We start from the raw sequence: 23,626 nt of genomic DNA on the forward strand, positions 1-23,626 counted from the left end.
GTAATTAAAAATTTTTATGCATTCCAGTACATTAAATCAGTCAATATCTATATAATCATCCATAGCTTTATTGCTGAAGAACTTTATATGTCAGCATGTTATTTTGCTCAATAGATTATAAAGGGTAAGTGAACATGGATTTTAATCTCCGTGAAGTGAAAATCTTAGCTCAAATTCAGCCCCATCAACTATGGATGAAAATTGGATTTCCCTTTCCTTCGAAAAACTCAAAATTGTCTCTCTGATATTCAAAAACAAAATACTAAATAGAATATTAACATCGAATCCAGCATAGCACTTGAGTGAGCTATCATTTGATTTTAAGTTTTTTTGAATTATTGATGAGGGAATCTATAAAATGGAAATGAAATTATTTAAACCGCAAAAACCGAACGCAAAAAAATGTCCATATGCTCCTAACACAACACAAAATTCAGCAACATCGCCGCATGCAGTACTGCCAAACATATCCGAAGCAGAGACAACCTCTAAAGTACTACCGCAGCACCAACAAGGGTGGCGCAACTTAGGACGTTTATTCGATCAGGGCCCCTCTCTTTTCTCTTACGAGATGGCTGCACGCACAAAACAAAAGTTTTTCAAAATTAACATTGGCCCACAGAACCTTTATATGATAACTGATGGGAAAATTGCAAAAGAGCTGCTGACAAAACATCCAGAGCTTGGGCGCGGAGATATTCTCGAGCCTTTTACACATATGGTAGGAAGAGTTTTTTTCGCAGAAGATGGACAGGCAGCTTCTGAACCACGTAATGTTTTTTTGAATACCATTGCTCGCGGGCCAATAAATTTTGAGCGAATCACCCAAGTCAATCAGCGTACCTTTGACTCTCTGCAACTGACATCCAATGGCGGCATTGATGATCTCTATGCCAGTGTCGCATGGCATACTATAGGTTGCATTGCAGCATGTTTTGTAGGCACTTATGATCTGTCGGCGTTACCACCAGACACACACAAAATATTCATGGATGCAACGCGCTTAATTACCAAAGCAAGTATGGATCCTTTAAGCCGCCTGGTCCATCCAGGCCTACGATCTGACTTTCGGGCAACCAGCAAGGCTATGGCAGATATTGCACAGAAACTTCTTTATTCAAACCTAGACAACATTTGCAAAGGCAATAATTACATCTGGGATTTGGGGGTATTTCGTGCCGAGCAATTGCACCCCGAGATGAATTTTGATAACTGCACGCACTTTGATGAAAACAATCCACAAGCAAAGATTATACGTAATCTGATTGAACATGATCGCTTTATTCGAGAACACGGGCCTCTAACGATTTTCGCCTCCTCTAATGTAGGAGCAACGATGTTTTATATGCTAGATGTGCTCAGTCAAAGACCCGATGTAGTAAAGAAGATGCACGAAGAAATTGCTCGCGTTTTGGGCAATGAACCATTTACATACAAACGAATAGCAGACTTACCCTATGTGCAGGCAGTCGTTCAGGAAGCATTATGGCAAGCAACACCTATTCCCAATTTTCCCAGAGCGGTACTCAAACCCTTCCAGGCGAATATTAACGGAGAGACTGTATCATTTCAGAAAGGTGAGATGTTGATGTTTCTGTTTAGACCCATGCAGGGGCCCAGTCGCACGTTTTCACCAGAAAGGTGGCTTGACGGCGATGATGAGTTATTCTCATTCGGCGCAGGAGCAAGACGTTGTCCAGCGAGTCCTTTTGCAAAGCAAATGTTAATTCAGTTTTTGGTCGACATGAACATACATGGCCTGCGAATTATGCCAACGAGACAACCCACCTATACCACGCGCAACGGTTTATTAGGGCCTGATTATCAGCCAGGACAGCCCCTGTCTGCCGAGGTGGAGCATGATACAGAAGCGGAATATCCAAGAGCAACTGCGAGATTATAACGCTTTCTGAAGGCATGTCTGGTTGCCGCTCATGAGCAGTGATCTTACTGGGGGATGGATTCATCCTCCCCCTATTATTATCCTGAAAATAAAAAAACTTTATCCTATTAATTATGCACCACCTAATCCAGATGAAAAGCACAATCTTCTTCTATAAACTGAATATATATCATACAAAAAGATTGCTATTTATTGCCCTTTGCAGCACACTTCTCTTGCATAAAAGAGAGTAATAGTACATGCAAGACAAAAAATGCACACAACATTCTTATCCCTTTTCTAAAACCCTAAATAATCCCGCAGTTTTTATCACGAACTCCAAAAAAAGAGAACGTGGCTCAAGCTTATATTTTGTTCATGAAAATGGGACTATTCGCTGTTCTGGATCCAATGAGGGTAAAAGAAAAGCAACAACCTTTATAAGACCTTATCTTGTTGGTTATATCACATCTAAAAAACCTGTTATCTTCAATGTGCCTGCCATAGGACTTTTTCCATTTGAAGGACGTGCCAAAAACTATCATGAACTACTGCAAATTAAAAAACTTGGATATGGTCATAAAGGAAATATAATCACAGAAGTCATATCGTTTGAGAGCCTAATAAATCCCCGTTTTATTCCATTATCTTGGCAAGGATCAGAGAAGGGAGGAACAGATTGGAATATTGCACGACAAGAAGTACTTGATGCATTGAGCAATATTCGCTTAAAAAACGGTGATTTTAAAAAAGAAGAACATCATGTAGAAGACCCTGAGTTTAAAAAATCACTTATTTAACTGCAATAACTATGACGTTACCTAAGAAATCACTGTATCTAAATCGCGACCATTATGTAAATAAGCAGCAACATTGTATTGAACTACAGTGATTTTTTGGCTAATCGATTTAACATATGTTTAGGAAGCAGGAGCCAATAATGGCCTTCATTTTTCATATGCTCACCAAGAAATGCAGCAAGCTTACCTGAACCCCAGTAAATATCACCACGCATAAACCCACGAATCGCACCACCGGTATCTTGGGCAATCATGAGACGCTGGAATTGCTTTTCTTTTTCTTGATCTTTTTTATCAGGACGTTTTGTATCCAACCAAAGTGGAGCACCCAACGGAATCCATTTTTTATCTACAGCTAAGGAATAACCTGGTGTAAGAGCCATCCCTTGAGCGCCAAGCGCCATAGGTTCCTTTAAATCCTCAAAAAAGACAAACGATTTATTTTTTTGGATAATCGTTTTTGCTTTTTCAGGATGCTTCTCCAAATAACGGATAATCGCCTCTTTAGATGCATTATGGCGAGTCATGATCCCCCTATTAATCATAACCTTGGCAATTGATGTGTATGGAGCGCCATTTTCACCTGCGTAGCCTAAATATATATTTTCACCATCAGGCAGTTGAATCACACCTGAACCTTCTATCTCTAAAAAGAGCCGCTCAGCAGGACTATGGATCCATGCGATCACACGTGCTTTTTTCTTAAGCGCCCCATTATCAATTTGCTCCCGAGTATAGGAAGTTGAATATTTACCCTTTGGCATTCCATAAATCGGCGTATTGTATTTAGAGCTTTTTGTTAAATTTCCTTTTATTTTAGGCATATAATAGCCTGTAAATAAGCCATGAACTGGTTTCTTTTGTGCAAACTCAATAGGGTGAAACCACTTTTCAAAAAACTCTTTTGCCGAATCATCTGAAACCGAATCCAGAGCTAAAGCCGCTTTACATGCCGGATGCCAATCCCGGGCTTTTAATTTGATGTGTTGTGTTCTACTAATCGTATGTGATGGTGATTGTTTCAAGAACGTCTCACACGATTTCTGAAATGCCAATAAAGATTTTTTTACATCTGCAGTATCCCAACCAGGCAATTCATCGAAAGATACTTTGGTTAAAGCAACATTTCTGCTTTTCGCAATCACCTTGTGTGGGGGAGGGGTAGATCGATTGCTTTTTTTGGCAATCACAGTTTTTTTAGTATGCTGTGCTATTACTTTAGCACTTTGCGCAATTTTTTCAGCGTCTTTATGTGCTACTTCTTTAGCACGACGCGCAATTTTTTTAGCGCTTTTATGTGCTATCTTGTCAGCATTCTTATGTGGGGTATTATCTTTTGTCGTGCCCTTTTTTACCGTTTCGGTTTTTTTAATAACTTCCTTTTTAAGACTTAACGGCGTCTCATGAACCTTAGCTTTATTATAAAGTGCCAGTCCAATCGCCCCAAATGTAAGGCAACTAATACCGATTATTATGTAAATTAATTTCCTACTCATAGGGCGCAAGGTTTACATAAGATGAAATTTAAATCAACACTTTTTGGCCTTTTTTCTACAAAATTAGCTCCAATTGCATTATATTTGCACTATTTTTATTAAAAAAATACTGAAAATGGTATCATAAGTAAGAAAATTTATCGCTCAAAAAGCGTCAATTTGAACCTTGCTGCGTGTTTTTAACCTGATAGGCGGAGTATTTTTTTGCACATATTTGAGATTAATTGCAAACATGTGCAGAACGGATTTAGCCCCAAAAAACCAAAGCCACTCACCAAAATGATGTGTATTTATTTATAATTTTTTTGATTGAATTAAGGAGAGCAAGTCTTGGTCCATAGCTGTAAAAAATGCCATTTTGTCCTTAGCTTGATGGCTAGACTTAGGCCCTACGCAAACCAAAGATTAATCCCCTCAACCAACGTAGGATGGGCAAACATTACATCGCGTAACTTCTGATAAGGCATACCTAATTCCATCGCCAACTGTATTACACCTAGAATTTCACCTGCTTCCGCACAGAAGAGGGACACACCCAAAATATGATCTGTTTTTGCATCAATTACGGCTTTCAAAAGGCCTGTTGTTTCCCCTTGTGTTTTTGCCCTAGGAATAATCGCCGCAGGAATTTTTGCTATCTTCACAACATGACCTTGAGCAAGGGCTTGGCTTTCAGTTAGCCCAATACGCGCTAGTTCTGGGTCGAGAAATACTGTATAAGGAATGAGCCGTCCTTGAACTGAACGCTTATTCTGAGGATTTTGCAGATTATGCGTCACTAACCGATAATCATCTAAAGATAAATGCGTAAATTGAGCCCCACCCTTTACATCGCCTAAAGCCCAGATACCTTTGGCTGTTGTTTCTAAATAGTCATTAACCTTAATAAAGCCACGATCATCCAGCGCAACACCTGTTTTCTCTAAATTTAATCCGCTCGTATTCGCAGTACGCCCCACCGCAATGAGCACATCACTCCCACGAATCTGCTCGGGCTTTCCATTTTGATTAACATGGATAAGTACTTCACCATGTTCTTCTTGAATACTATTAATTTTAGTATTCAGCGCAATATGAACTCCCTCTTTGGTTAAAGTAGTGAAAACCTGTTCCGCAATATCTCTATCTTCACGACTAAGAAACGTGCTGTCTGCTTCGATTACCGTAACCTCTGCCCCTAAGCGTCGAAATAATTGAGCGAACTCTAAACCAATATAACCGCCACCAACAATAAGCAAATGCTGAGGCACTTTATCAACATTCATTAAGCTGTCGTTGGTAAAATATTTTATTTTGTCAAGGCCTGGAATTGCAGGTATAAAGGGTAAGGCTCCAGTATTAATAAAAATTTTATCCGCAGTAATTTCCAATACTTTTTGGCCATCTCTTGGTGAGGATAGGCTCACTTCAATCGTCTTTGGGCCAATGAAGTGTCCACGACCCAACAACAGATCCATACCTGAATCCAAAAACTGTTTTAAATTAGCCTCTCGCATCGCATGCACTACGGCATCCTTGCGCGCACGAATCGCTTTAAAATCAATGGGCGCAAGAGTAGCCTCTAATCCATAATCTGCTGCAGAACGACAATAATGTGCTATTTTTGCTGATTGTACGAGTGTTTTTGTGGGGATACACGCCACATTAATGCAGGTGCCACCAATTTGGTTGTCTTCAACCATCGCAACCCGCTGCCCAGCTTTAGCTAAATTAACAGCTAGGGTTTTTCCTCCTTTGCCACCACCTAAAACAATCACATCATATTCCATTAGCATGACGATTTCCCTGAGTTATAATAACTAGTCCATATCGCAAAAAGAACGTGTGAACAACAACTAGTCACCACCTTTCTCTAGAGCAAAATTTGCTGTGATATTTATGGTACCGATCCCATAATTGCTGTTATTTGAATTCGTCACCGCGCTGGTATTATTTTTATTAAAATTGACGGTAGAAAGATAGCGAAAATCAAGGCCAAGAGTAGTAAAGTCGTCAAGATAATAATTGAATCCGACGATACCTTGTATCGCGAAGCCATTGCTTGATGTATTCAAAGTTTGCGAGACAATCGGCGAACAAGTACCTAAGGAAATACATTGGTTATTACTATGAAATAAAGCATGGTTTTTAATCATAGCGCCTCCCAAACCGAGCCCCAGATAAGGGACAAAGTTTACGGTTGGATCGCTGGACAAAAAATCATAAAACGTATTAAAAAGCCCATAATAACCCATGGTGTTGCCATTAAACGCAAGACCAGTATTTTCAATAAAAGCAGAACAGTTACCATTAGGACCTAACACATCGGGACTAATAAGAGTACAAGAACCAACATTAAGTGAACCGTAATTATTTATATTAAAAAGGAGCTCTCCCTCTAAGCGAAAGTTTCTTATTTTATACCCTATAGAACCGCCAACACCACCACCTACTATGCTTAATTTAACTGATCCATTATAAGTATTCCCATCGGGGAGTGAAAAACTAAGATTTGTATTTGGTGCATGACTGAGTTGCCCCAGTAAACCCAAATAAAACCCTTGAACAGGGTCTGCACTAAAAGCGTTGCTACTCGCCGCTAAACCTAATATAAATCCAAATTTAATTATATGTCTCATTCTATATCCTATATTAATCCAAAGGACAAAGTCCAATACTCCTGCACAGGCTGCAAGGCTATATGAAAACATACTGCCCATGCAAATTTTTTATTTTAAGAAATTAGTGTGTACCTCAAAAATTCTTCTATGGGTAGAAAATTTATTTTTAAATAGACTAAGCCCCTCTTCACGCATTGTTACCGCAAACTCAGCAAAATAGACATTGAGAGCGTTTCTATTTTCTAATTGATATTGGACAGTTAATTGCTCCTGCTCCGTAGTTCCCTCATTTTCGGGTGCTAAAACACTTGCTTGAATAAATCCAGGAAGTTGCAGCATTTCTTTAATGTGCTTTTTTAGCCATAATTGAAACTGAGGGTAAATATCTCCATCAATGGCCAAATTTACTTCATATATAACCATATTCTTTCCTAAACAAAGTCAAAGCTAAAGCAACATAAATACTTAATAACACACCTGTTTAAACAAATATGAAGGTTACAATTAAATTGGATGTTAATCCAGCAGATAAAATAGGAAGAGAATAAAATTTTTTATGAATACATGACTCAGCCAATACCATACTGAATTATTTTTTCAGGGCTTTATGCCAATTGTTCTTTGTACTCAAAGTTGCAATTCTTTAAGTTGACACAAGTAGGCGAACGGTTAACATAAAACAATGATTAGTAGAAAAACTACCAATAACAGGCACAATAAATGAAATGCTTGTTTAAAAATTTTAAAACAAGAAAAGCATCAACACTGCTTCTCAGCATCATGCTCATTATTTTTTCTAAAGTAAATTTTGCTGGTGCCCCTTTTCTTACCGATGATCCTGTCCCCCTGAACTCCAAACAATGGGAAATTTTCCTGTTTACAATTTTCGATAAAAACAATGATCTTTTTTTAGAACCCGACCTATTTGCTCCTGCCATAGAAATAAATTATGGCCCACTCGATGATTTACAGTTGCATGCTATTGTTCCTTATGCATGGTCTTTACCCAATGCTGCGCCGCCTGCAAATGGTTTGGGGGATATTGAGGTAGGGGTCAAATACCGATTCATTCGCGAAACATCAAAGCAGCCACAAGTAGGTTTTGCGCCTTTACTTGAGTTACCGTCAGGGAATGTATATCAAAATTTGGGTAATGGCATCCCTTGGGTAAAACTCCCTGTTTGGGCACAAAAAAGCTGGGGGAAATGGACCACCTATGGTGGTACTGGTTATGCCATTAATACAGCGCCAGGCATGCTGAATTATTTTTACACAGGCTGGTTGTTACAACGAAAACTCAAAGAATCACTTACGTTAGGCAGTGAGATTTTTTACCAAGGTGCTATAACAGCTGATGGCAATGCCTCCGTCATCTTGAATGTTGGCGGTTTTTATAATTTCAATAAGAATTTTTCCCTGCTTTTTACGGCAGGACATAGCATTGCAGGACAAAACCATTTAGTCGGCTATTTAGGGCTTTATTGGACGTTTGGTAAAGTTTACTCACCTCCAACATCACATCGTCGGGGTGGTAGGATTTTTTTTGCAGAACATTGATTAGTAGAAATAATTATATGTCGTCAACTACCTCGCAGGTTAAAGTAAGTTTAAGTCGTTCTGGAGTGGTCCTTATTTTATTTTCTGGAAAGATAATACGAAATCCTGGTTCCAGAATTTGCCCTCGAGGATTTAATGAAATTTCAGAAGCACGAACCTCTGCTTGCCGTTGCGCCAATAAATGATACATCATAAGTACGTTGTTACTCTTTTGCAGTTTGAATTGGCAGTGTTGCAGATATTTCTTTGCTTTTCGCATATAAAACGCTGCATCGTGTTGTGACGCCATGAGATTTTTAAGTAGACTTTTAGCAGCCCAATCCCCTGATTGGTTAAGATTTTCTTTAAACACTTCGCGCCAATTCGCTGTGAGGGCATTAGGAAGGAAACGCAAAAGCCGACAACGTGCTGAGGAAAATATTGGATTTGTCATATCTACATCCAAAACATCCATCATAAATTTTTGATCAATAATCCCATTTTTTATTAGATTGTCCACTGCCAGCATATCTGACTGAGCCTTCACGGGGGTAAGCCAGGCATGATCAGCATCGTTTAAATCAGTTTCAGGAAAATGACTCCCTACTGCATTCAATGCAGCATTATAAAAAACTCTAGAAATCCTTATGGTTTGCTTTTCTTTAGTCTGCAACAATCTTGAGTCAAGAAAAAACTCTGCCGGGATATTGAGTTCGGCGCGTTGTTCATCGCTAGGGGCCGTATCTGACATTAAATTTAATTCAACAGGACAAAATAAAGGGCGGAGTTGCTCCGGTAATGAACGCGCTTTTTGGCTCCGATTCAATTTTTTAAGTCCTTTTAGAACATTTTTAGCTAAATGCTCAGGAGGAACTAATGTTTCTAGAATCTCTTGCAATAAAGCATCCGGGTTGTGCCCACCAAAATCCAATCTCCTAATAGGTTCCCACCAATCATTATGCGGTTTAGCCAGCTCTTTCATAATGGGTCCACCAGCACCATGACAACCAGAGCAACGAAGTCGATTACCAAACTCTGGGTGCTGGGGATTGGGCTGTCGATGTAGTAACTCATTATCGGCAAAAATATCCGATGAATCTCCTCGATAAAACCATTGCCCCTGTGAGCCATCACCACGTAATTCATAGAAATTAAATACTTTTTTCTTTGTATCCCAGGCAAACGCTTCGATCATCAGTGAGTTTTCTTCTGGATTTTGATCCGCTATTAAATCACCCTCTGCTCCTATTCCTGTAAAATGCCCAAAGAAAAAATCACCTGCATTAATGTACCAATGAGCATCTGATATTTTGAGCTCCCCCAAAGCCATTTCAAATAAACTAAAACTACCCTGAGTTGGATTATGAAATCCTCGATTTGCAACCATGGTGGTTTCCAATGTCAAACCAGCATTTTTGAGCAGTTGACGCAATGCAAAAACATTTTGCGGACATGGCATATTAGATAGAAGTAAACGCCCTAAAGCATCATCCACACGCTCAACAGTGTGGCTTGAAGAATCAATAAGGGAACAACGAGCACATATATTCTGAGAAAAAATTATTGTTATGAAGTAGAGAATAACTGAAAAATAAAATGTTCCTTTGTTCGCCATGACATTCCTATTTCTATATTTTCTACAAGAGATTAGTGTTCACTTAAAAAAGTGGTAATTGTTGTTTCATCCAAAAATCATTCTGCAACTGATAGTGCATTCGCGAACCTTTAAGAAAATCATTTTTATTAATTTCTAGAATTTGCCATAAGTTTGGAATGATTTGCAGGACACCAAAAGACGAAGAAATCCCATCCACAGTTTTATTGGTATTTATTAAGTAATAATTTCTCCAATATTCATCTAGAAAGTTTTGCCAATATAAACTGGTTAACGAAAGATTGCTCTCACTTGTATCTAATACCGCAGTTCCCTCTACGATTATTTGCCCGTAATCTGGATTCAAGATACAAACTCCTATATTAGGACAATGACTTAAATGTATCCATTTGGGTGAACTCGTATCAGTTAAAAAAATCAACGAACCTTTAGGGGTAACATGGTAGAGATCCATCGTTCTAATATGTGGTTTTTGATTCATTACCGTTGTTACTTGTGCAAATATTTTCCTTTTAGGAAAAGAAAACCACTCATATAGATAATGTTCTACGGTATTCATTAGCTCCAAGGAAGTAATTAGCATCATTTCTCTTTAACCAAATAAATCACATCATAAAACAAATATTCATTGAGTCAAAAATTAACTTAACCCACTGAAAGACAACCAATAAATCACTCCGACCAAAATAAGTGCACTTTTTCCAAAAACTACTATACTTTTAAAACTTGGACGAACAGGAATTGAGTGATATGGATGCCATTCAATTAGCACTGGATGTACATTTAAAAAGGACTTATCAAAACTCGCAACGATTTTTTTTTAACAAGCATGAATTATCAGAAACCACTCATCCACTATTCGTATTTTATCTGGAATGGCTTAGAGCAATTAATGCAGAGCCGAATAAATTTGATGTGCTGCAGCAAAATGAACAAAAAAAATATGCATTCAAATTCTTATTGAAACACAACCTGTTATTTTTTCTAACAGTTACACGCCAATTTAATGTCATTGCCAAATTGTACAAAACGCCGTCTTACAAGGCGAAATTACGTCATTTGCACGCTTTAGTTAGAAAAGCGCATCAGAAAGCAAGACAAAAAAAGAGGAAACGTCTGCTGATGGCCAAATTTAATGAAAAAGCAAAAACCTACAACTTAGACCGAAAAAAAATCGATACACATTACCCGGCGAATGCACACGATAACAAAAAAATTAGTAGCCGCTTATCGGATGAATATAATGCTAGAAAAATAAAAGATATGTCTTATGCTATCAAAATTAATCATGTTAGGAGCACTTTAAAAACAATCCCAAAAAATGCCTATGCGCGAGCAAGTACTCAAAAAACATTCCGGCATCAACTTACATCCATTCACCGGCACACATTAAACAATAAGACCTCACAACAGCTTACAAAAAACCATAGTAACAATGAAGACTCTACACCTCCATATGTTGGATTTCTATCTGAGGTTTGGCAACGGCCAACTACAGCTCTTTTTCACAACCAATTAACTCCCGAATTAGCAGAACGTTACAATGAAGAAGTAGCTGTATTTATAAAATGCGCATATGAGCCAGAACACGAACATCATGAATTACAGAATGAGTTAGATTTAGAAAAAATAGATGATGTATTCACTGAAGATATTGATACACATTTAAATACCTATTCAGAACATCCTGTAGACACTAAAAAAAGTTCTTTTATGAATCAACGCCTCACTTTTTTTGCAACAATACCTCAATATAAAAAGGAAGAGGCAGTGCAAGCTTGCTGTGAAACAACTCATAGTACTAGGAGGGTAGGTAAAGAGATTTAAATTTGGACTTTTTGCTGCAGTCAACACTGCAGCAAGATAACCGACTCTATGAGGGTGTGTATTTGATTCGACCTTAAACTTCGCGTCGAATACACTCGATACCACCTAAATAAGATCTTAAAGCCATTGGAATATGGATATTGCCTTCTTTATCTTGATAATTTTCCATCAAAGCAACCAATGTTCTACCGACGGCAAGACCCGAACCATTCAAGGTATGTACCAATTCTATGTCACGTGTTTGCTCTTGTCTGTAACGCGCTTTCATTCGGCGCGCCTGGAATGCTTCCATATTAGAACATGATGAAATTTCTCGGTACGTATTTTGGCTGGGTAACCAGACTTCCAAATCGTAAGTTTTTGCTGAACTAGGCCCCATATCTCCGGAGCAAAGGGTCATAACACGATAAGGCAGCTCTAAACGCTGTAAAACCGTTTCTGCATGGTTTACCAATTGCTCTAAAGCATGGTAAGAATCTTGGGGTTTAGTAATCCAAACTAATTCAACTTTTTCAAACTGATGTTGTCGGATCATCCCTTTGGTATCTTTACCATAGGAACCCGCTTCACTACGAAAACAAGGTGAATGACACGCATAACGAATGGGTAAGACATTCTCATCTAAAAGCACATCACGAACCGTATTTGTTACAGGAATTTCTGCAGTAGGAATCAAGTAATATCCTTGCTCCCCAGTTAACTTAAACAAATCTTCTTCAAATTTTGGTAATTGCCCTGTACCCATCAAACTGTCTGCGTTAACCATATAAGGCACATAAATTTCTTGATAACCATGTTGTTGCGTATGCATGTCCAACATAAATTGGATTAAAGCGCGATGTAATCTAGCCAATTGATTTTTCATGACTACAAAACGGCTACCCGTGAGTTTAGCAGCCAAAGCAAAATCCATTTGGTTTAAATTCTCACCCAACTCATCATGCGATTTAACAGGGAAATCAAAAGTAGGAATTGTACCCCAGCGTCTTATTTCCTGATTATGTTGTTCATCTTCACCAACAGGAACTGATTCGTGCGGTATATTAGGTAATCTTAGCGCAATTGCTTCAATTTGCTGTAACAAGTCATCGAGTTCACCTTTTTTTTCTTCTAATTCCTGAGCAAGACGGCTCATATCTTCACGCATTGGCTCGATATCTTCACCGCGAGACTTTGCTTCACCAATAGCTTTAGAACGTAAATTACGCTCATTTTGCAAAGTTTGTGTGGCTACCTGCAGCGTTTTACGTTTCTCCTCTAAAGCAGTAAAAGAGGAAACGTCAAACTTAAATCCCCGCTTTAGTAATTGCGACGCAACAAATTGCGGATCATCTCGTAATAATTGAATGTCTAGCATAAGATATCACTCTAATCATTAGAATTCGTCAGAAACCCTACTACAAAGGAGAATTGCTTCGGCGATACGGTGCTGCGCTCCACTTTTCTCTTTGTAGCGAGTTCCGAAGAAGTCTATTGTTTATAATCAATTTACCTAACAATCCCGCGCGTGGATTGATTTAATGCATCAATCATTAAAACTACTTCTGGACATTCATTTTGCATTAATTCTAATTCAGTAACAGCTTGTTGTACGGTTAGTCCTTTGCGGAAAATTATTTTATAAGCACGTCGCAAACCATCAATTGCTTCTGATGAGAATCCTCGTCTACGTAATCCAACGGTATTAATACCACATGCAGAAGTTGTGTCTCCGGAAATCATAAGATAAGGAAGTACGTCTTTAGCTACATAAGAGGCTCTAGCAATAAAAGCATAAGCTCCTACATGGCAAAACTGATGTACTGCAGCATAACCACCTATATTTGCATAATCGCCAACAGTTACATGTCCTGACAGTGCAGCATAGCTAACCAAAATAATTTGGTTACCGATCATGCAGTCATGTCCAACATGCGAATAAGCCATAAAAAAGTTCTTATTACCAATACGGGTAACTCCACCGCCTTTAACGGTTCCACGACTAATCATGCAGTATTCACGAATAATATTATCATCACCGATTTCTAATCGAGTGGATTCGCCTTGATACGTAATATCCTGGGGAGCATCGCCCACTGAAGCAAATTGGAAAATTTTGTTATTTTTTCCAATGGTGGTTGGGCCTTCAATGATTACATAAGGACCAATCCACGTATTCTCACCAATTTCCACATCAGCCCCGATTACAGTCCCAGGACCTACGGACACCCCTTTTGCCAGTTTTGCAGAGGGGTGAATTATCGCTCGTTCATCTATCACTTTTGAATTTCCTTTGCAGCACTTAATAAATCCGCGGAACAGGCCAGTTTATCACCCACATAGGCTTCAGCATGTACACGCCAAAATTCTCTTTTTCTTGCTAATATTTTTACTTCCAAGCGTAATTGATCTCCTGGAGTAACCACATGTTTAAATTTTGCATTATCTATGCCCGCAAAAAAATGCAAAATACCATAGTTTTCTTCAGGTGTTTGAGATAATCCTGCTAAAAGCGCACTAGCTTGTGCCAATGCCTCCAGCATTAATACACCCGGCATAATTGGATTTTCTGGGAAATGTCCCACAAAAAAATTCTCATTAATGGTGACATTTTTTATAGCCGTCAAACAGTCAAACGGTGTGAAATCAAGCACCCTGTCTACTAAGATCATGGGGTACCGATGCGGCAATATACTAAAAATCTGTTTAATATCTACAGGTTCACTCATACGCAGTTTCTCGCTTTAATAAGTATGCTTAGATAGTATGGTCCAAAAAGGGAGTCCAAAAGAAAAAACATTATCCTGATTTAGTCGGTTCAAATCAATTGTTAATTGTTAAAAACTTATTCTTCTGATTCAATATGACTTAACTTTTTCTCTAAGGCACCTAACTTTAAGATATAATCATCTAATCGTCGAAATCGGGCTGCATTACGACGCCAGCGGCGATGTTCATGTACTAGAGTACCGGATGAATAAATTCCAGATTTGGCAAGCGATTTACTCACTGTAGACATGCCAGTGATCACGACGTCATCTGTCAAATGCACATATGCAGCAATACAACTGGCGCCACCAATAACACAATCTTCTCCAATTTGCGCATAAGCACCTATCGCAGCACACCCGGCAATGACCGTATTTTTCCCCACCAACACGTCATGCGCAACCTGGACCAAATTATCAATACAAACCCCTTCGCCCAAATAGGTATCGCCTAATGCACCTCTGTCAATTACAGTATTCGAACCTATGTGTACTTGGTCCGCGATAACAACAGCACCTGCATTAAAGCCTTGTTGCCAGTGTCCATGTTGTTTCAAATAATTAAATGGGGGAGCACCAATCACACAGCCGGAATTTATCACTACGTGGACTCCCAGCTGACAGCCTGAGTAAACCACAACATCATGCCCAATCTGACTGTTTTTACCGATATGTACCGATGATTCAATCACACTATTTGTACCGATTATTACTCCATCCGCCAATTGCGTGTTTGCGCCAATTACACTATAAGCACCTATTGATACATTTTGGCCTAATTGAGCAGACTCATGAACTATGGCAGTAGAATCAATACCAGAATATGTAGGCCGAGAGTCTGATAAAAGTTGAGTCGCTTGCATCATTGCTTGCAAGGGATGAGAAACAACAATGCAGTTTCCCGGATATAAATGTTGATGTTCTGCTTTCAGTAATACCGCACCAGCTGCTGTGTTATTTAGAATGTGGCGCAATGCAGAGTTATCATAATAGGCAATATCTTGGGCGGTGGCTCGTGCAAGAGAAGCATAACAAAAAATGGCGTGATTGGCATTTCCATGCCACACGCCACCCAAATGACTCGCTAATTCTGCTAACGTCAGCAATTTTGCATCGCCGATTAGTTAATTGCTTTTACAACTTTATCAGTTACATCAAGAGTAGTTGCACTGAAAGGAGCTGCATCTTTTTGTACAATTAGATCGTACTTGTCATCTTTCGCAACTTTTGCAATTGCTGCACGAACTTTGGCATACAAACCTTCCATTGCTTCGTTATTTGCAGTGCTTAATTCTTGTTGATACTGCTGACCATCGCGCTCAAATTGTTGTTGTGCACTAACAATTTTTCTTTCAATATCTTTCTTTTGAGTCGCGCTCAGAATCGCACTATCACGTTTGAATTTTTCCATATCCGCTTTAATGCCAGCTTCAACTGCAACAAGCTTATCACGACGTGGCTTAAACTCTTTCTCTAATTTCTTTTGGATTTCTTTTATTTGGCTTGAAGTCTGCATGATTTTTTGCAGGTCCACTACACCAATTTTTGCTGCATCAGCAAACGCGCTTGCGCCAAATACACTGAAAACAAAGGCCACTAAGACCAGACCTAACCGCTTCATAACTAATCTCCTAAATTAACGTGAGTTTCGACAAACTAAAGAGCATGATGCTAGCACAATTCCCAATAGGTTGCGATATATACAGCATGATTTTCGATAATTTTGTAACAAATAGAAAATGCTCATCCCTCTTTTCTCCCAGCACAGGGAGAAAAGGAGGAACAATATAAGTTAGAATCCTGAGGATAGAGCAAATTGGAAGAATTGCTTTTGATCGAATTGTTGAGGATTCAATGCCTTAGCTAAGCTAAATGCCAAAGGTCCAAATGGAGAACGCCATTCAAGCGAAAGACCCGCTGAATACCTTAAAGGACCTTCATCTCGTCCAGTCAAAATAGGTAAGGTATTTACAGCAAATACGTTACCCGCATCAACAAAGGCGGTAGTTCGCACATTATCCCGGCTCAAAGGATAAGGCAATATAATTCCCGCAGTTCCACTGAGTAATAAGTTACCCCCCACAGAGTTACGGTAATTATCCAAGGGACCTAAAGAGTAACTGTCATACCCGCGGACCTGACCTGGCTGCGCAGTACCCCCTGCATAATAGTTTTCAAAAAATGGCAATCCTTTATTATTAAAGGAGTTTCCGTAGCCAGCAAAACCTTGTAAGGAGAAAATCCAGCCTCGTGCTATAGGCTGATACATTCGGGCTTGATAAGATCCTTTGTAGTAAGACAAAGAACCTGAAGTCGCAGGCAAGGCAACTACCGCAGAAAGCTGCTGGTTAACTCCTCGTGTGGGATAAGGAAATTGATCATAACTGTTTCTATTCCATCCTGTAGATAACCGAATTTCCTGGAAATGGGTTCCATACATCTTCACAAAATTCTGGATGGGGATTACATAACCTACACTCTTGATTTCTACATCCTGATATCCATAACCCAATTGCCATCTACTTGCTTCCCCAAGAGGAATACTGTAGTTCACATCACCACCAAAACGGTTGGAGTTGTAAGTACTGACATTAAGGTTTCTGGGATCAACGCGAGCATAATAAAGGTTTAAGCCACGTCCTATACCTGTATCGGTATAAAATGGATTGTAATAATTTACGGTATAGTCTTGCCCCCATTTACTCGCAGTAAATGCAGCACCCATGGAGCGTCCAGTACCCATAAAATTATGCTGATTTACTGAGGCATTTAATTGATATCCGTTAGTACCGTAACCAATGGAAGCACTTGCTTCAGCCGAAGGAGCTTCTTCAACGTTCACATCCAAATCCACTTGGTTATTTGCTTCTGGTACTGGATTCGTCTTGACATCAACATTTTTTAAATAGCCTAGTAAGCGCAATTGTCTTTCAGATTCTTTAATATTGTGCAGCGATAATAATCCACCCTCATCTTGACGAATTACACTTCGCAATACGTAATCACTGGTTTTTGTATTACCATGAAACTTAATACGACGGACATAAACATGTCGACCAGGCTGTACTATAAATGCAATGAATACGGTCTTATTATTTTCATCGATTTGGGGTTCTGCATTAATTGCAGGGAACCCATAGCCTATATCACCTAAAGCCAAACCAATGGCTGAAATTGAATCAGTTACTTTCTTACGCGAAAAAACAGCACCTTTTTTGACTTGTATTAATGAATTAATTTTCTCAGGCGGTAACATCGGTTTCCCCACTACTTTGTAGCCTGAGAAATGATATTGAGGCCCTTCTTCAATATGAACATTAATATAAACATCTTTTCTATCTGGCGACAGTAATACCTGCGATGAGACGATTTTAAACTTCAAATACCCTCTATCCAGGTAAAAAGAACGCAATGCTTCTAAAGACGCATCCATACCTGACTTTGAGTACTGATCTTTTTTAGTAAAATAGGTAAAGATACCTGATTTTGATAGTGTAAACTCTGGCAATAATTCATTGGTGGTAAAATCATGATTGCCGATTATTTTGATTTGTTTAATTCGAGAAACACGACCCTCAGAAATATTAATAGTAATACCAACTCTATTATCAGTGAGTGGACTAACTCGAGTATCGATACGTGCGTTATATTTTCCTCTGGCGTTATATGCTTGTTTTAGTTCTTTTTCTAAACGTTCCAAAGTAGATGTTTGAAATACGCGACCTTTAACTAAGCCCATTTCTTTAAGAAATTCTTTCATTTTGTCGCTAGGAATTTCTTTATTTCCTACCACACTAATTGAACCTATAGTTGCTCTTTCAACCACATTAACAATTAAAGTATTACCTTGGCGTTCTAATGAAACGGACTGAAAAAAACCGGTATCATAAAGGGTGCGAATAATTTCAGCAGTTGATTCAGGGCCGACCTCTTCACCAACCTGGACAGGTATATAATTGAGTACTGTTCCGGTTGAAACACGTTGCAAGCCTGTAACTTTAATATTGCGAACGACAAAAGTATCTGCTGCTATTGTTTGTGAAGACCAAGCGATGAGCGAGGAACAACAAACACCTAATATAAACTTACTACTGATTTTTTTCATTATTATTTTACGCCCAGTACTACGTGTACTACTACTCAAATTCGGTACACTGAAAATTGAACCACTTTTTATAGGAAGTAGAAACTACTGTCAAGTTTTTGTTCCCTGACTTTGCCAATACTTTGCGATTAAAGTCTGATTAATTTTCCTACTATCCTGTTAGTCTTGACAGATCATTTGTTAACGCGATAAACATCAGCGCGGCTAATAGCAATAGACCTAAATAGGCTCCTGCTGATTTTAAACTATCAGATAAAGGTTTACGTCGAATTGCTTCCAAAAGGTAATACAACAAGTGCCCGCCATCCAGCATTGGAATAGGTAGTAAATTTAATGCCCCTAAGCTAATACTTACTAAGGCAAGGAAAAATAAATAAGAAGTTAACCCACTACGTCCCGAATCCCCGGCGCCCTGGGCAATACCCACTGGACCACTAATACTATTTAATCCTAATTTACCAGTAACTAACCTACCCATTAAAGTAAATGTAGTGGCGGTCAGTTGTACCGTTTGCTTTAATGCTGTAGGTACCGCAGTTAAAGGATCCTGTCTCTCTAAACGTAACCAATGTGCCGGCCATTTGACCTTTTGTGAGCGAACTCCAATAAACCCTTCAATCTTGCCTTTATTGTCCTGGCTGCCAGTTTGTACTACAACATTTTGTATACTTCCTGCTCTTTTAATCGATAAAGTTAATTGTTTATCAGGACGAGCTTTTACGTAGTCCACTAAAAACAACCAATCATTAAAAGGTGTTCCATCTACACTTAATATTTTATCGCCATTTTCTAGTCCTGCTTTCGCTGCTGGAGAATCAGGAACTATCTCACCAACAATAGGAGGAATTGAAGGAATAAATGGCTGAATTCCAAGGCTACCTAGCGGATCAGGCTTTTTGCTGTCTATTTGCCAATGAGTCAACGGTAAAAATATCTGTCGTTCTTGTCCATTAACCAAAGATTTTATTGTTAGCTGAATTGTTTCATTAGAGCCAACCAGAGGCATGAGTGCGTACTGAAAATCACGCCAACTATTTATCTTAGTATGATCCAATGCAATAATTTCTTCTTGTGCATTTAATCCAGCTTGTGCTGCGATACTATTGGGTTTCACTGATTCGATCATTGGCGCTAACGATTGTATCCCAATAACCAAGACTAACCATAAAGCAACAAAAGCAAAAATGAAATTGAAAAAAGGACCTGCAAGTACAATTGCAGTCCTTTTCCAAAGCGATTGATTATTAAAAGCTAAATGACGTTCCTTTTCGTCTACATCACCTTCAGACTCGTCAAGCATTTTGACATAGCCACCCAGAGGAAATAAAGACCAGGCGTATTCTGTTCCTTTTTTATCACGCCAATGCGCTAAAATAGGACCAAAACCAAAAGAAAAACGCAGTACTTTAACACCACACCAACGCGCTACTTGAAAATGACCATACTCATGTACCGTAACTAACAAGACCAACGCCAAAAGAAAATACAGCAATGTTGAAAGCATAGTACTATCCTAAATTAAAGTATATCCTCGAGAATACCATCCCAAATTCGCCGAAACCCAGGTAAAAAGAGCCTTTCTTGCGATGCACGCTTGCAAAACATTTTTGATTGATTTTCACAAGCGTACTCTATGGACCCCTTTAATTCGAGAATTACCAAGTTAGTCCGAAATAAAATACAGGTAACGCCGCAATTAAACTATCTAAACGGTCTAAAATACCACCATGACCAGGAATAAGAGCGCCTGTATCTTTTAAATGACAACGACGTTTCAATATACTGATGAATAAATCACCAAAGATCGCAATAATTATAGTACATAAGGCTAAAATGAACCAATGCGCCATAGCGTCCGGTTTAAAATAGCTATAGCCAACCCACGCAATCAGCATAGACAGAATAAGGCCACCAATAACACCCTCCCAAGATTTTCCTGGGCTGACCTGAGGAATTAATTTATGCTTCCCCATCAGTTTACCGCTAAGATAAGCGCCTGTGTCTGAGACCCAGATTAAAAACAGCAAATAAACGAGCAATGCTTTACCATTAGGCAAGTTATATAAGTGAATCAAGCTTTGAACGAATAGCGGTAGCAACAGAAAACAAACAACTCCTACGATGACCGGATAGCCCCAATATTTTTGTGAACCAGGAAAACTGAGGATAGCCAGTATATTTAGACCCCAAATAATTAGTCCAAGAACCAACCAATAAGAAAAAACATAGCCACAAGCCCACAAACCCAAGATCATCACTACAAGAAATCCGGCTTGTAGCCCCCAATTCTTCAATGGAATTAATTGCACACATTCTCTACATGAAGCAAGAAAAACAAGTAAAACAATTCCTGCCAAAAGCCACTGATTACCATAAAAAATAAGCCATAAAACCAAGGGCACTAAAATCAGTGTTGTAATCAAGCGTTGCAAGAACATAATGTTCCCTTATGTTTGGGGCCTATTTACATGTCTTCGCTCTTGGCCAACTGTCTTGATTTTCTGAAAATTCAGACGTTTTGCTCATCTTAGCGAAATGTAAACAGACACTAGAGTTAATTAAGAAATTTGCCCAAATCTTCTTTTCCTTTTATTAAAGGAAGCTAATGCCAATTCAAGCTCCTGCTCACCAAAATCGGGCCAATGTACTTCACTAAAATAAAGCTCTGTATATGCAAGCTGCCAAAGGAAAAAATTACTAATTCGCAATTCACCACTAGTACGAATAAATAAATCAGGTTCGGGCAACCCATCTGTATCCAGATAATGGGCAAAATTGGTTTCATTGATATCATCTATTGCCAACTCACCGTTTAGGACGGCTTTGGTTATTTTTTTTGCAGCGTTTACCAAGTCCCACTTACCACCATAATTAACAACCACATTCAAAATTAATTGTTCATTATTTGCCGTCAAAAGCTCTGCTTCTCGCATTTGTTGTTGCAACAGTGGTGAGAGCAAACTACGGTCTCCCGTAAATCGCATACGTATTCCATGCTGATTTAACTCAGCGAGCTCCTTTCGTAAGGACTCTAGGAATAATTCCATTAAAAAATTAACTTCCTCAGAAGGCCGAGACCAGTTTTCCGAGCTGAACGCAAATAAACTAAGACAAGGAATTCTTTTGGTCATGCAGCATCGAATCATTTTTTTTACTGATTCAACACCTGCTTTATGACCTTCAATACGTGCTAATCCTCTACTTTCAGCCCAACGACCATTTCCATCCATAATAATGGCAACATGCTGAGGAATTTTTTGTTCCAAAACTTACTCTTCCCAATCAAATAAATGGTGCATAGTCTAACCTCTTTAATACAAAAATGTCACTACTGAGAGGCAGAACAGCATAAAAGAAGTCCTGAGAATACATTTCGAAATACTTATTAAGTAAGGTATAATTTTCCGCACTAAATTTAGATTGTGTTCCATGGAGAATTGCATGCCAAAAAAAGCACCCTTGTTGCTCATGATCTTAGATGGCTGGGGATATAACAAAAATAATAAATATAATGCGATTGCCCAGGCCAACACACCACAATGGGATGAATGGTGGGCAAACTGTCCCCATATTCTTTTACACGCCTCCGGATTTGCCGTTGGTTTACCTGATGAACAAATGGGTAATTCAGAAGTTGGACACATGCATATAGGGGCAGGTAGAGTCATACAACAAGATTTTACTCGCATCAACGAAAGCATAAAAAATGGGACGTTTGCTAATACCCCCGTTTTCCATGAAGTACTAGCTACATTAGAAAAAACCGGGAAATCATTGCACATTATGGGTCTGTTTTCTCCCGGAGGTGTGCATAGCCACGAACAACACCTATTTGCCTTACTTGATTTATGTGCACAACAACAATTCACTTCTGTGTATTTGCACCTATTTTTGGATGGGCGAGACACGCCACCACAAAGCGTCTTACACAGTTTAGAACGTCTCAATACAGAATTAAAAATACACCCTGTGGCCCGCATTTGCTCAATTAGCGGGCGCTATTATGCAATGGACCGCGATAATCGTTGGGAAAGAATCGAACCTGTCTATACCTTATTAACTCAAGGATACTCCCAACATCTTTTTCAAGATGCAGAAACCGCAATAAAGTCTTACTATCAACAAAATCTGTCTGATGAATTCATACCTCCTACACTCATAGGTGAAAAGAAAACGATAGAAGACGGAGATGCTGTTTTATTCTTTAATTTTCGCGCAGACAGAGCACGACAATTAACTAGTGCTTTTATTGATCCGACATTTAAACAATTTAACCGCACAGTACAACCGCAATTATCTTATTTTATCAGCATGACCCAATATGATAAAAATTTACCAACTACCCAAGCGTTTCCACCGATTTCTTTAAATAATACCTTAGGTGAAGTTCTTGCAAACCATGGCTTAAATCAATTACGCATTGCAGAAACAGAAAAATATGCCCATGTCACTTTCTTTTTCAATGGCGGGAATGAAAATGTTTTTCCGAATGAAGAGCGAATTCTCATTCCTTCTCCTAAAGTCGCGACCTATGATTTGCAACCAGAAATGAGCGCCCCCGAATTAACGGAATGCTTAGTCGAAGCAATTAACAGCAAAGCCTATGATGTCATTATTTGCAATTATGCCAATGCCGATATGGTAGGACACAGTGGAGATTTTCAGGCTACAATTCGCGCTATAGAGTGCCTTGATCAATGCATGAGTAAAGTATGGGCAGCCTTAGCCAAACAAGAAGGTAAACTACTCATTACAGCGGATCATGGTAATGCGGAAGAAATGTTTGACGAAACAACGCATCAAGCACATACTGCCCATACAAGTGAACCTGTACCATTAGTATATGTTGGCGGTCATTGGCATTTCACTTGTAATGAAGGAAACTTAATTGATATTGCACCAACTATGTTGGCCTTGCTTGGAATTACTCCTCCAGTTGAAATGACAGGACATCAATTGTTAGAAAAAAATACTCATGAATAAACGGAATTATGTAATTGTTTATAGTTTGATCGCTG

At 38.9% G+C, this 23,626-nt stretch carries 20 protein-coding genes; 5 read left to right on the forward strand and 15 right to left on the reverse strand.

Translation table 11 applies throughout. From position 1 onward, the window contains the following. Nucleotides 1-358 precede the first annotated feature (358 nt). On the forward strand, nucleotides 359-1,903 hold the full coding sequence (locus Lste_RS09365) for a cytochrome P450 (protein WP_058510760.1): 1,545 nt from the start codon (nucleotides 359-361) through the stop codon (nucleotides 1,901-1,903). 239 nt (nucleotides 1,904-2,142) lie between these two features. Next, complete coding sequence (locus Lste_RS09370; RefSeq protein WP_058510761.1) at nucleotides 2,143-2,682, forward strand: hypothetical protein; 540 nt, start codon at nucleotides 2,143-2,145, stop codon at nucleotides 2,680-2,682. Nucleotides 2,683-2,765: 83 nt separating this feature from the next. On the opposite strand, the gene mltA is transcribed toward Lste_RS09370, so the two are convergent. From mltA to Lste_RS09390, 4 genes are all read right to left on the reverse strand, one after another. Beyond that, entirely contained in the window at nucleotides 2,766-4,178 is a 1,413-nt protein-coding gene (gene mltA / locus Lste_RS09375) for a murein transglycosylase A (protein ID WP_237760458.1), read from the reverse strand. Between the two features lie 389 nt (nucleotides 4,179-4,567). Then, nucleotides 4,568-5,953, reverse strand: coding sequence for a mercuric reductase (locus tag Lste_RS09380; RefSeq protein ID WP_058510762.1), 1,386 nt, complete (start codon nucleotides 5,951-5,953; stop codon nucleotides 4,568-4,570). Nucleotides 5,954-6,013: 60 nt separating this feature from the next. Next, complete coding sequence (locus Lste_RS09385) at nucleotides 6,014-6,796, reverse strand: outer membrane beta-barrel protein (protein ID WP_058510763.1); 783 nt, start codon at nucleotides 6,794-6,796, stop codon at nucleotides 6,014-6,016. Between the two features lie 90 nt (nucleotides 6,797-6,886). Continuing rightward, entirely contained in the window at nucleotides 6,887-7,201 is a 315-nt protein-coding gene (locus tag Lste_RS09390; RefSeq protein WP_058510764.1) for a DUF4286 family protein, read from the reverse strand. Nucleotides 7,202-7,498: 297 nt separating this feature from the next. Here Lste_RS09390 and Lste_RS09395 point away from each other — a divergent pair, with 297 nt between their 5' ends. After that, nucleotides 7,499-8,335, forward strand: coding sequence for a transporter (locus tag Lste_RS09395; RefSeq protein WP_058510765.1), 837 nt, complete (start codon nucleotides 7,499-7,501; stop codon nucleotides 8,333-8,335). A gap of 13 nt (nucleotides 8,336-8,348) precedes the next feature. On the opposite strand, the gene Lste_RS09400 is transcribed toward Lste_RS09395, so the two are convergent. Continuing rightward, nucleotides 8,349-9,929 carry a hypothetical protein gene (locus Lste_RS09400; RefSeq protein ID WP_058510766.1) on the reverse strand — a complete coding sequence of 527 codons (1,581 nt, stop codon included), beginning with the start codon at nucleotides 9,927-9,929 and terminating at the stop codon, nucleotides 8,349-8,351. 43 nt (nucleotides 9,930-9,972) lie between these two features. Next, nucleotides 9,973-10,488 (reverse strand): pyridoxamine 5'-phosphate oxidase family protein, encoded by a 516-nt coding sequence (locus tag Lste_RS09405; RefSeq protein ID WP_237760459.1) that lies wholly within the window; start codon nucleotides 10,486-10,488, stop codon nucleotides 9,973-9,975. 191 nt (nucleotides 10,489-10,679) lie between these two features. Here Lste_RS09405 and Lste_RS09410 point away from each other — a divergent pair, with 191 nt between their 5' ends. Next, nucleotides 10,680-11,756: a hypothetical protein gene (locus Lste_RS09410; protein WP_058510767.1), complete on the forward strand. Its 1,077-nt coding sequence runs from the start codon at nucleotides 10,680-10,682 to the stop codon at nucleotides 11,754-11,756. A gap of 73 nt (nucleotides 11,757-11,829) precedes the next feature. Here Lste_RS09410 and serS read toward each other — a convergent pair whose 3' ends face one another. The 9 genes from serS to uppS all read right to left on the reverse strand — a co-directional run bounded on the left by serS (nucleotide 11,830) and on the right by uppS (nucleotide 21,874). After that, entirely contained in the window at nucleotides 11,830-13,113 is a 1,284-nt protein-coding gene (gene serS, locus Lste_RS09415) for a serine--tRNA ligase (protein ID WP_058510768.1), read from the reverse strand. A 131-nt stretch (nucleotides 13,114-13,244) separates the two neighbouring features. Beyond that, nucleotides 13,245-14,015, reverse strand: coding sequence for an acyl-ACP--UDP-N-acetylglucosamine O-acyltransferase (gene lpxA, locus Lste_RS09420; protein ID WP_058510769.1), 771 nt, complete (start codon nucleotides 14,013-14,015; stop codon nucleotides 13,245-13,247). Continuing rightward, a complete protein-coding gene (gene fabZ / locus Lste_RS09425; protein WP_058510770.1) occupies nucleotides 14,012-14,464 on the reverse strand; it encodes a 3-hydroxyacyl-ACP dehydratase FabZ in 453 nt (150 codons plus the stop codon). The genes lpxA and fabZ overlap by 4 nt, the downstream gene beginning before the upstream one ends. A 116-nt stretch (nucleotides 14,465-14,580) precedes the next feature. Further along, a complete protein-coding gene (gene lpxD / locus Lste_RS09430) occupies nucleotides 14,581-15,609 on the reverse strand; it encodes a UDP-3-O-(3-hydroxymyristoyl)glucosamine N-acyltransferase (protein ID WP_058510771.1) in 1,029 nt (342 codons plus the stop codon). Nucleotides 15,610-15,623: 14 nt separating this feature from the next. Then, nucleotides 15,624-16,124 carry an OmpH/Skp family outer membrane protein gene (locus tag Lste_RS09435; RefSeq protein WP_058510772.1) on the reverse strand — a complete coding sequence of 167 codons (501 nt, stop codon included), beginning with the start codon at nucleotides 16,122-16,124 and terminating at the stop codon, nucleotides 15,624-15,626. A 171-nt stretch (nucleotides 16,125-16,295) separates the two neighbouring features. Beyond that, nucleotides 16,296-18,608, reverse strand: a complete 2,313-nt coding sequence (gene bamA, locus Lste_RS09440; protein ID WP_058510773.1) for an outer membrane protein assembly factor BamA — start codon at nucleotides 18,606-18,608, stop codon at nucleotides 16,296-16,298. A gap of 151 nt (nucleotides 18,609-18,759) precedes the next feature. Beyond that, complete coding sequence (rseP, locus tag Lste_RS09445; protein ID WP_058510774.1) at nucleotides 18,760-20,112, reverse strand: RIP metalloprotease RseP; 1,353 nt, start codon at nucleotides 20,110-20,112, stop codon at nucleotides 18,760-18,762. Between the two features lie 151 nt (nucleotides 20,113-20,263). After that, nucleotides 20,264-21,046: a phosphatidate cytidylyltransferase gene (locus Lste_RS09450; protein WP_058510775.1), complete on the reverse strand. Its 783-nt coding sequence runs from the start codon at nucleotides 21,044-21,046 to the stop codon at nucleotides 20,264-20,266. 120 nt (nucleotides 21,047-21,166) lie between these two features. Next, complete coding sequence (uppS, locus tag Lste_RS09455; protein ID WP_058510776.1) at nucleotides 21,167-21,874, reverse strand: polyprenyl diphosphate synthase; 708 nt, start codon at nucleotides 21,872-21,874, stop codon at nucleotides 21,167-21,169. A gap of 175 nt (nucleotides 21,875-22,049) precedes the next feature. Here uppS and gpmI point away from each other — a divergent pair, with 175 nt between their 5' ends. Further along, nucleotides 22,050-23,591, forward strand: coding sequence for a 2,3-bisphosphoglycerate-independent phosphoglycerate mutase (gene gpmI, locus Lste_RS09460; protein ID WP_058510777.1), 1,542 nt, complete (start codon nucleotides 22,050-22,052; stop codon nucleotides 23,589-23,591). Nucleotides 23,592-23,626: the final 35 nt, after the last annotated feature.

The sequence above is a fragment of the Legionella steelei genome (genome assembly GCF_001468005.1).
Classification (GTDB): domain Bacteria; phylum Pseudomonadota; class Gammaproteobacteria; order Legionellales; family Legionellaceae; genus Legionella; species Legionella steelei.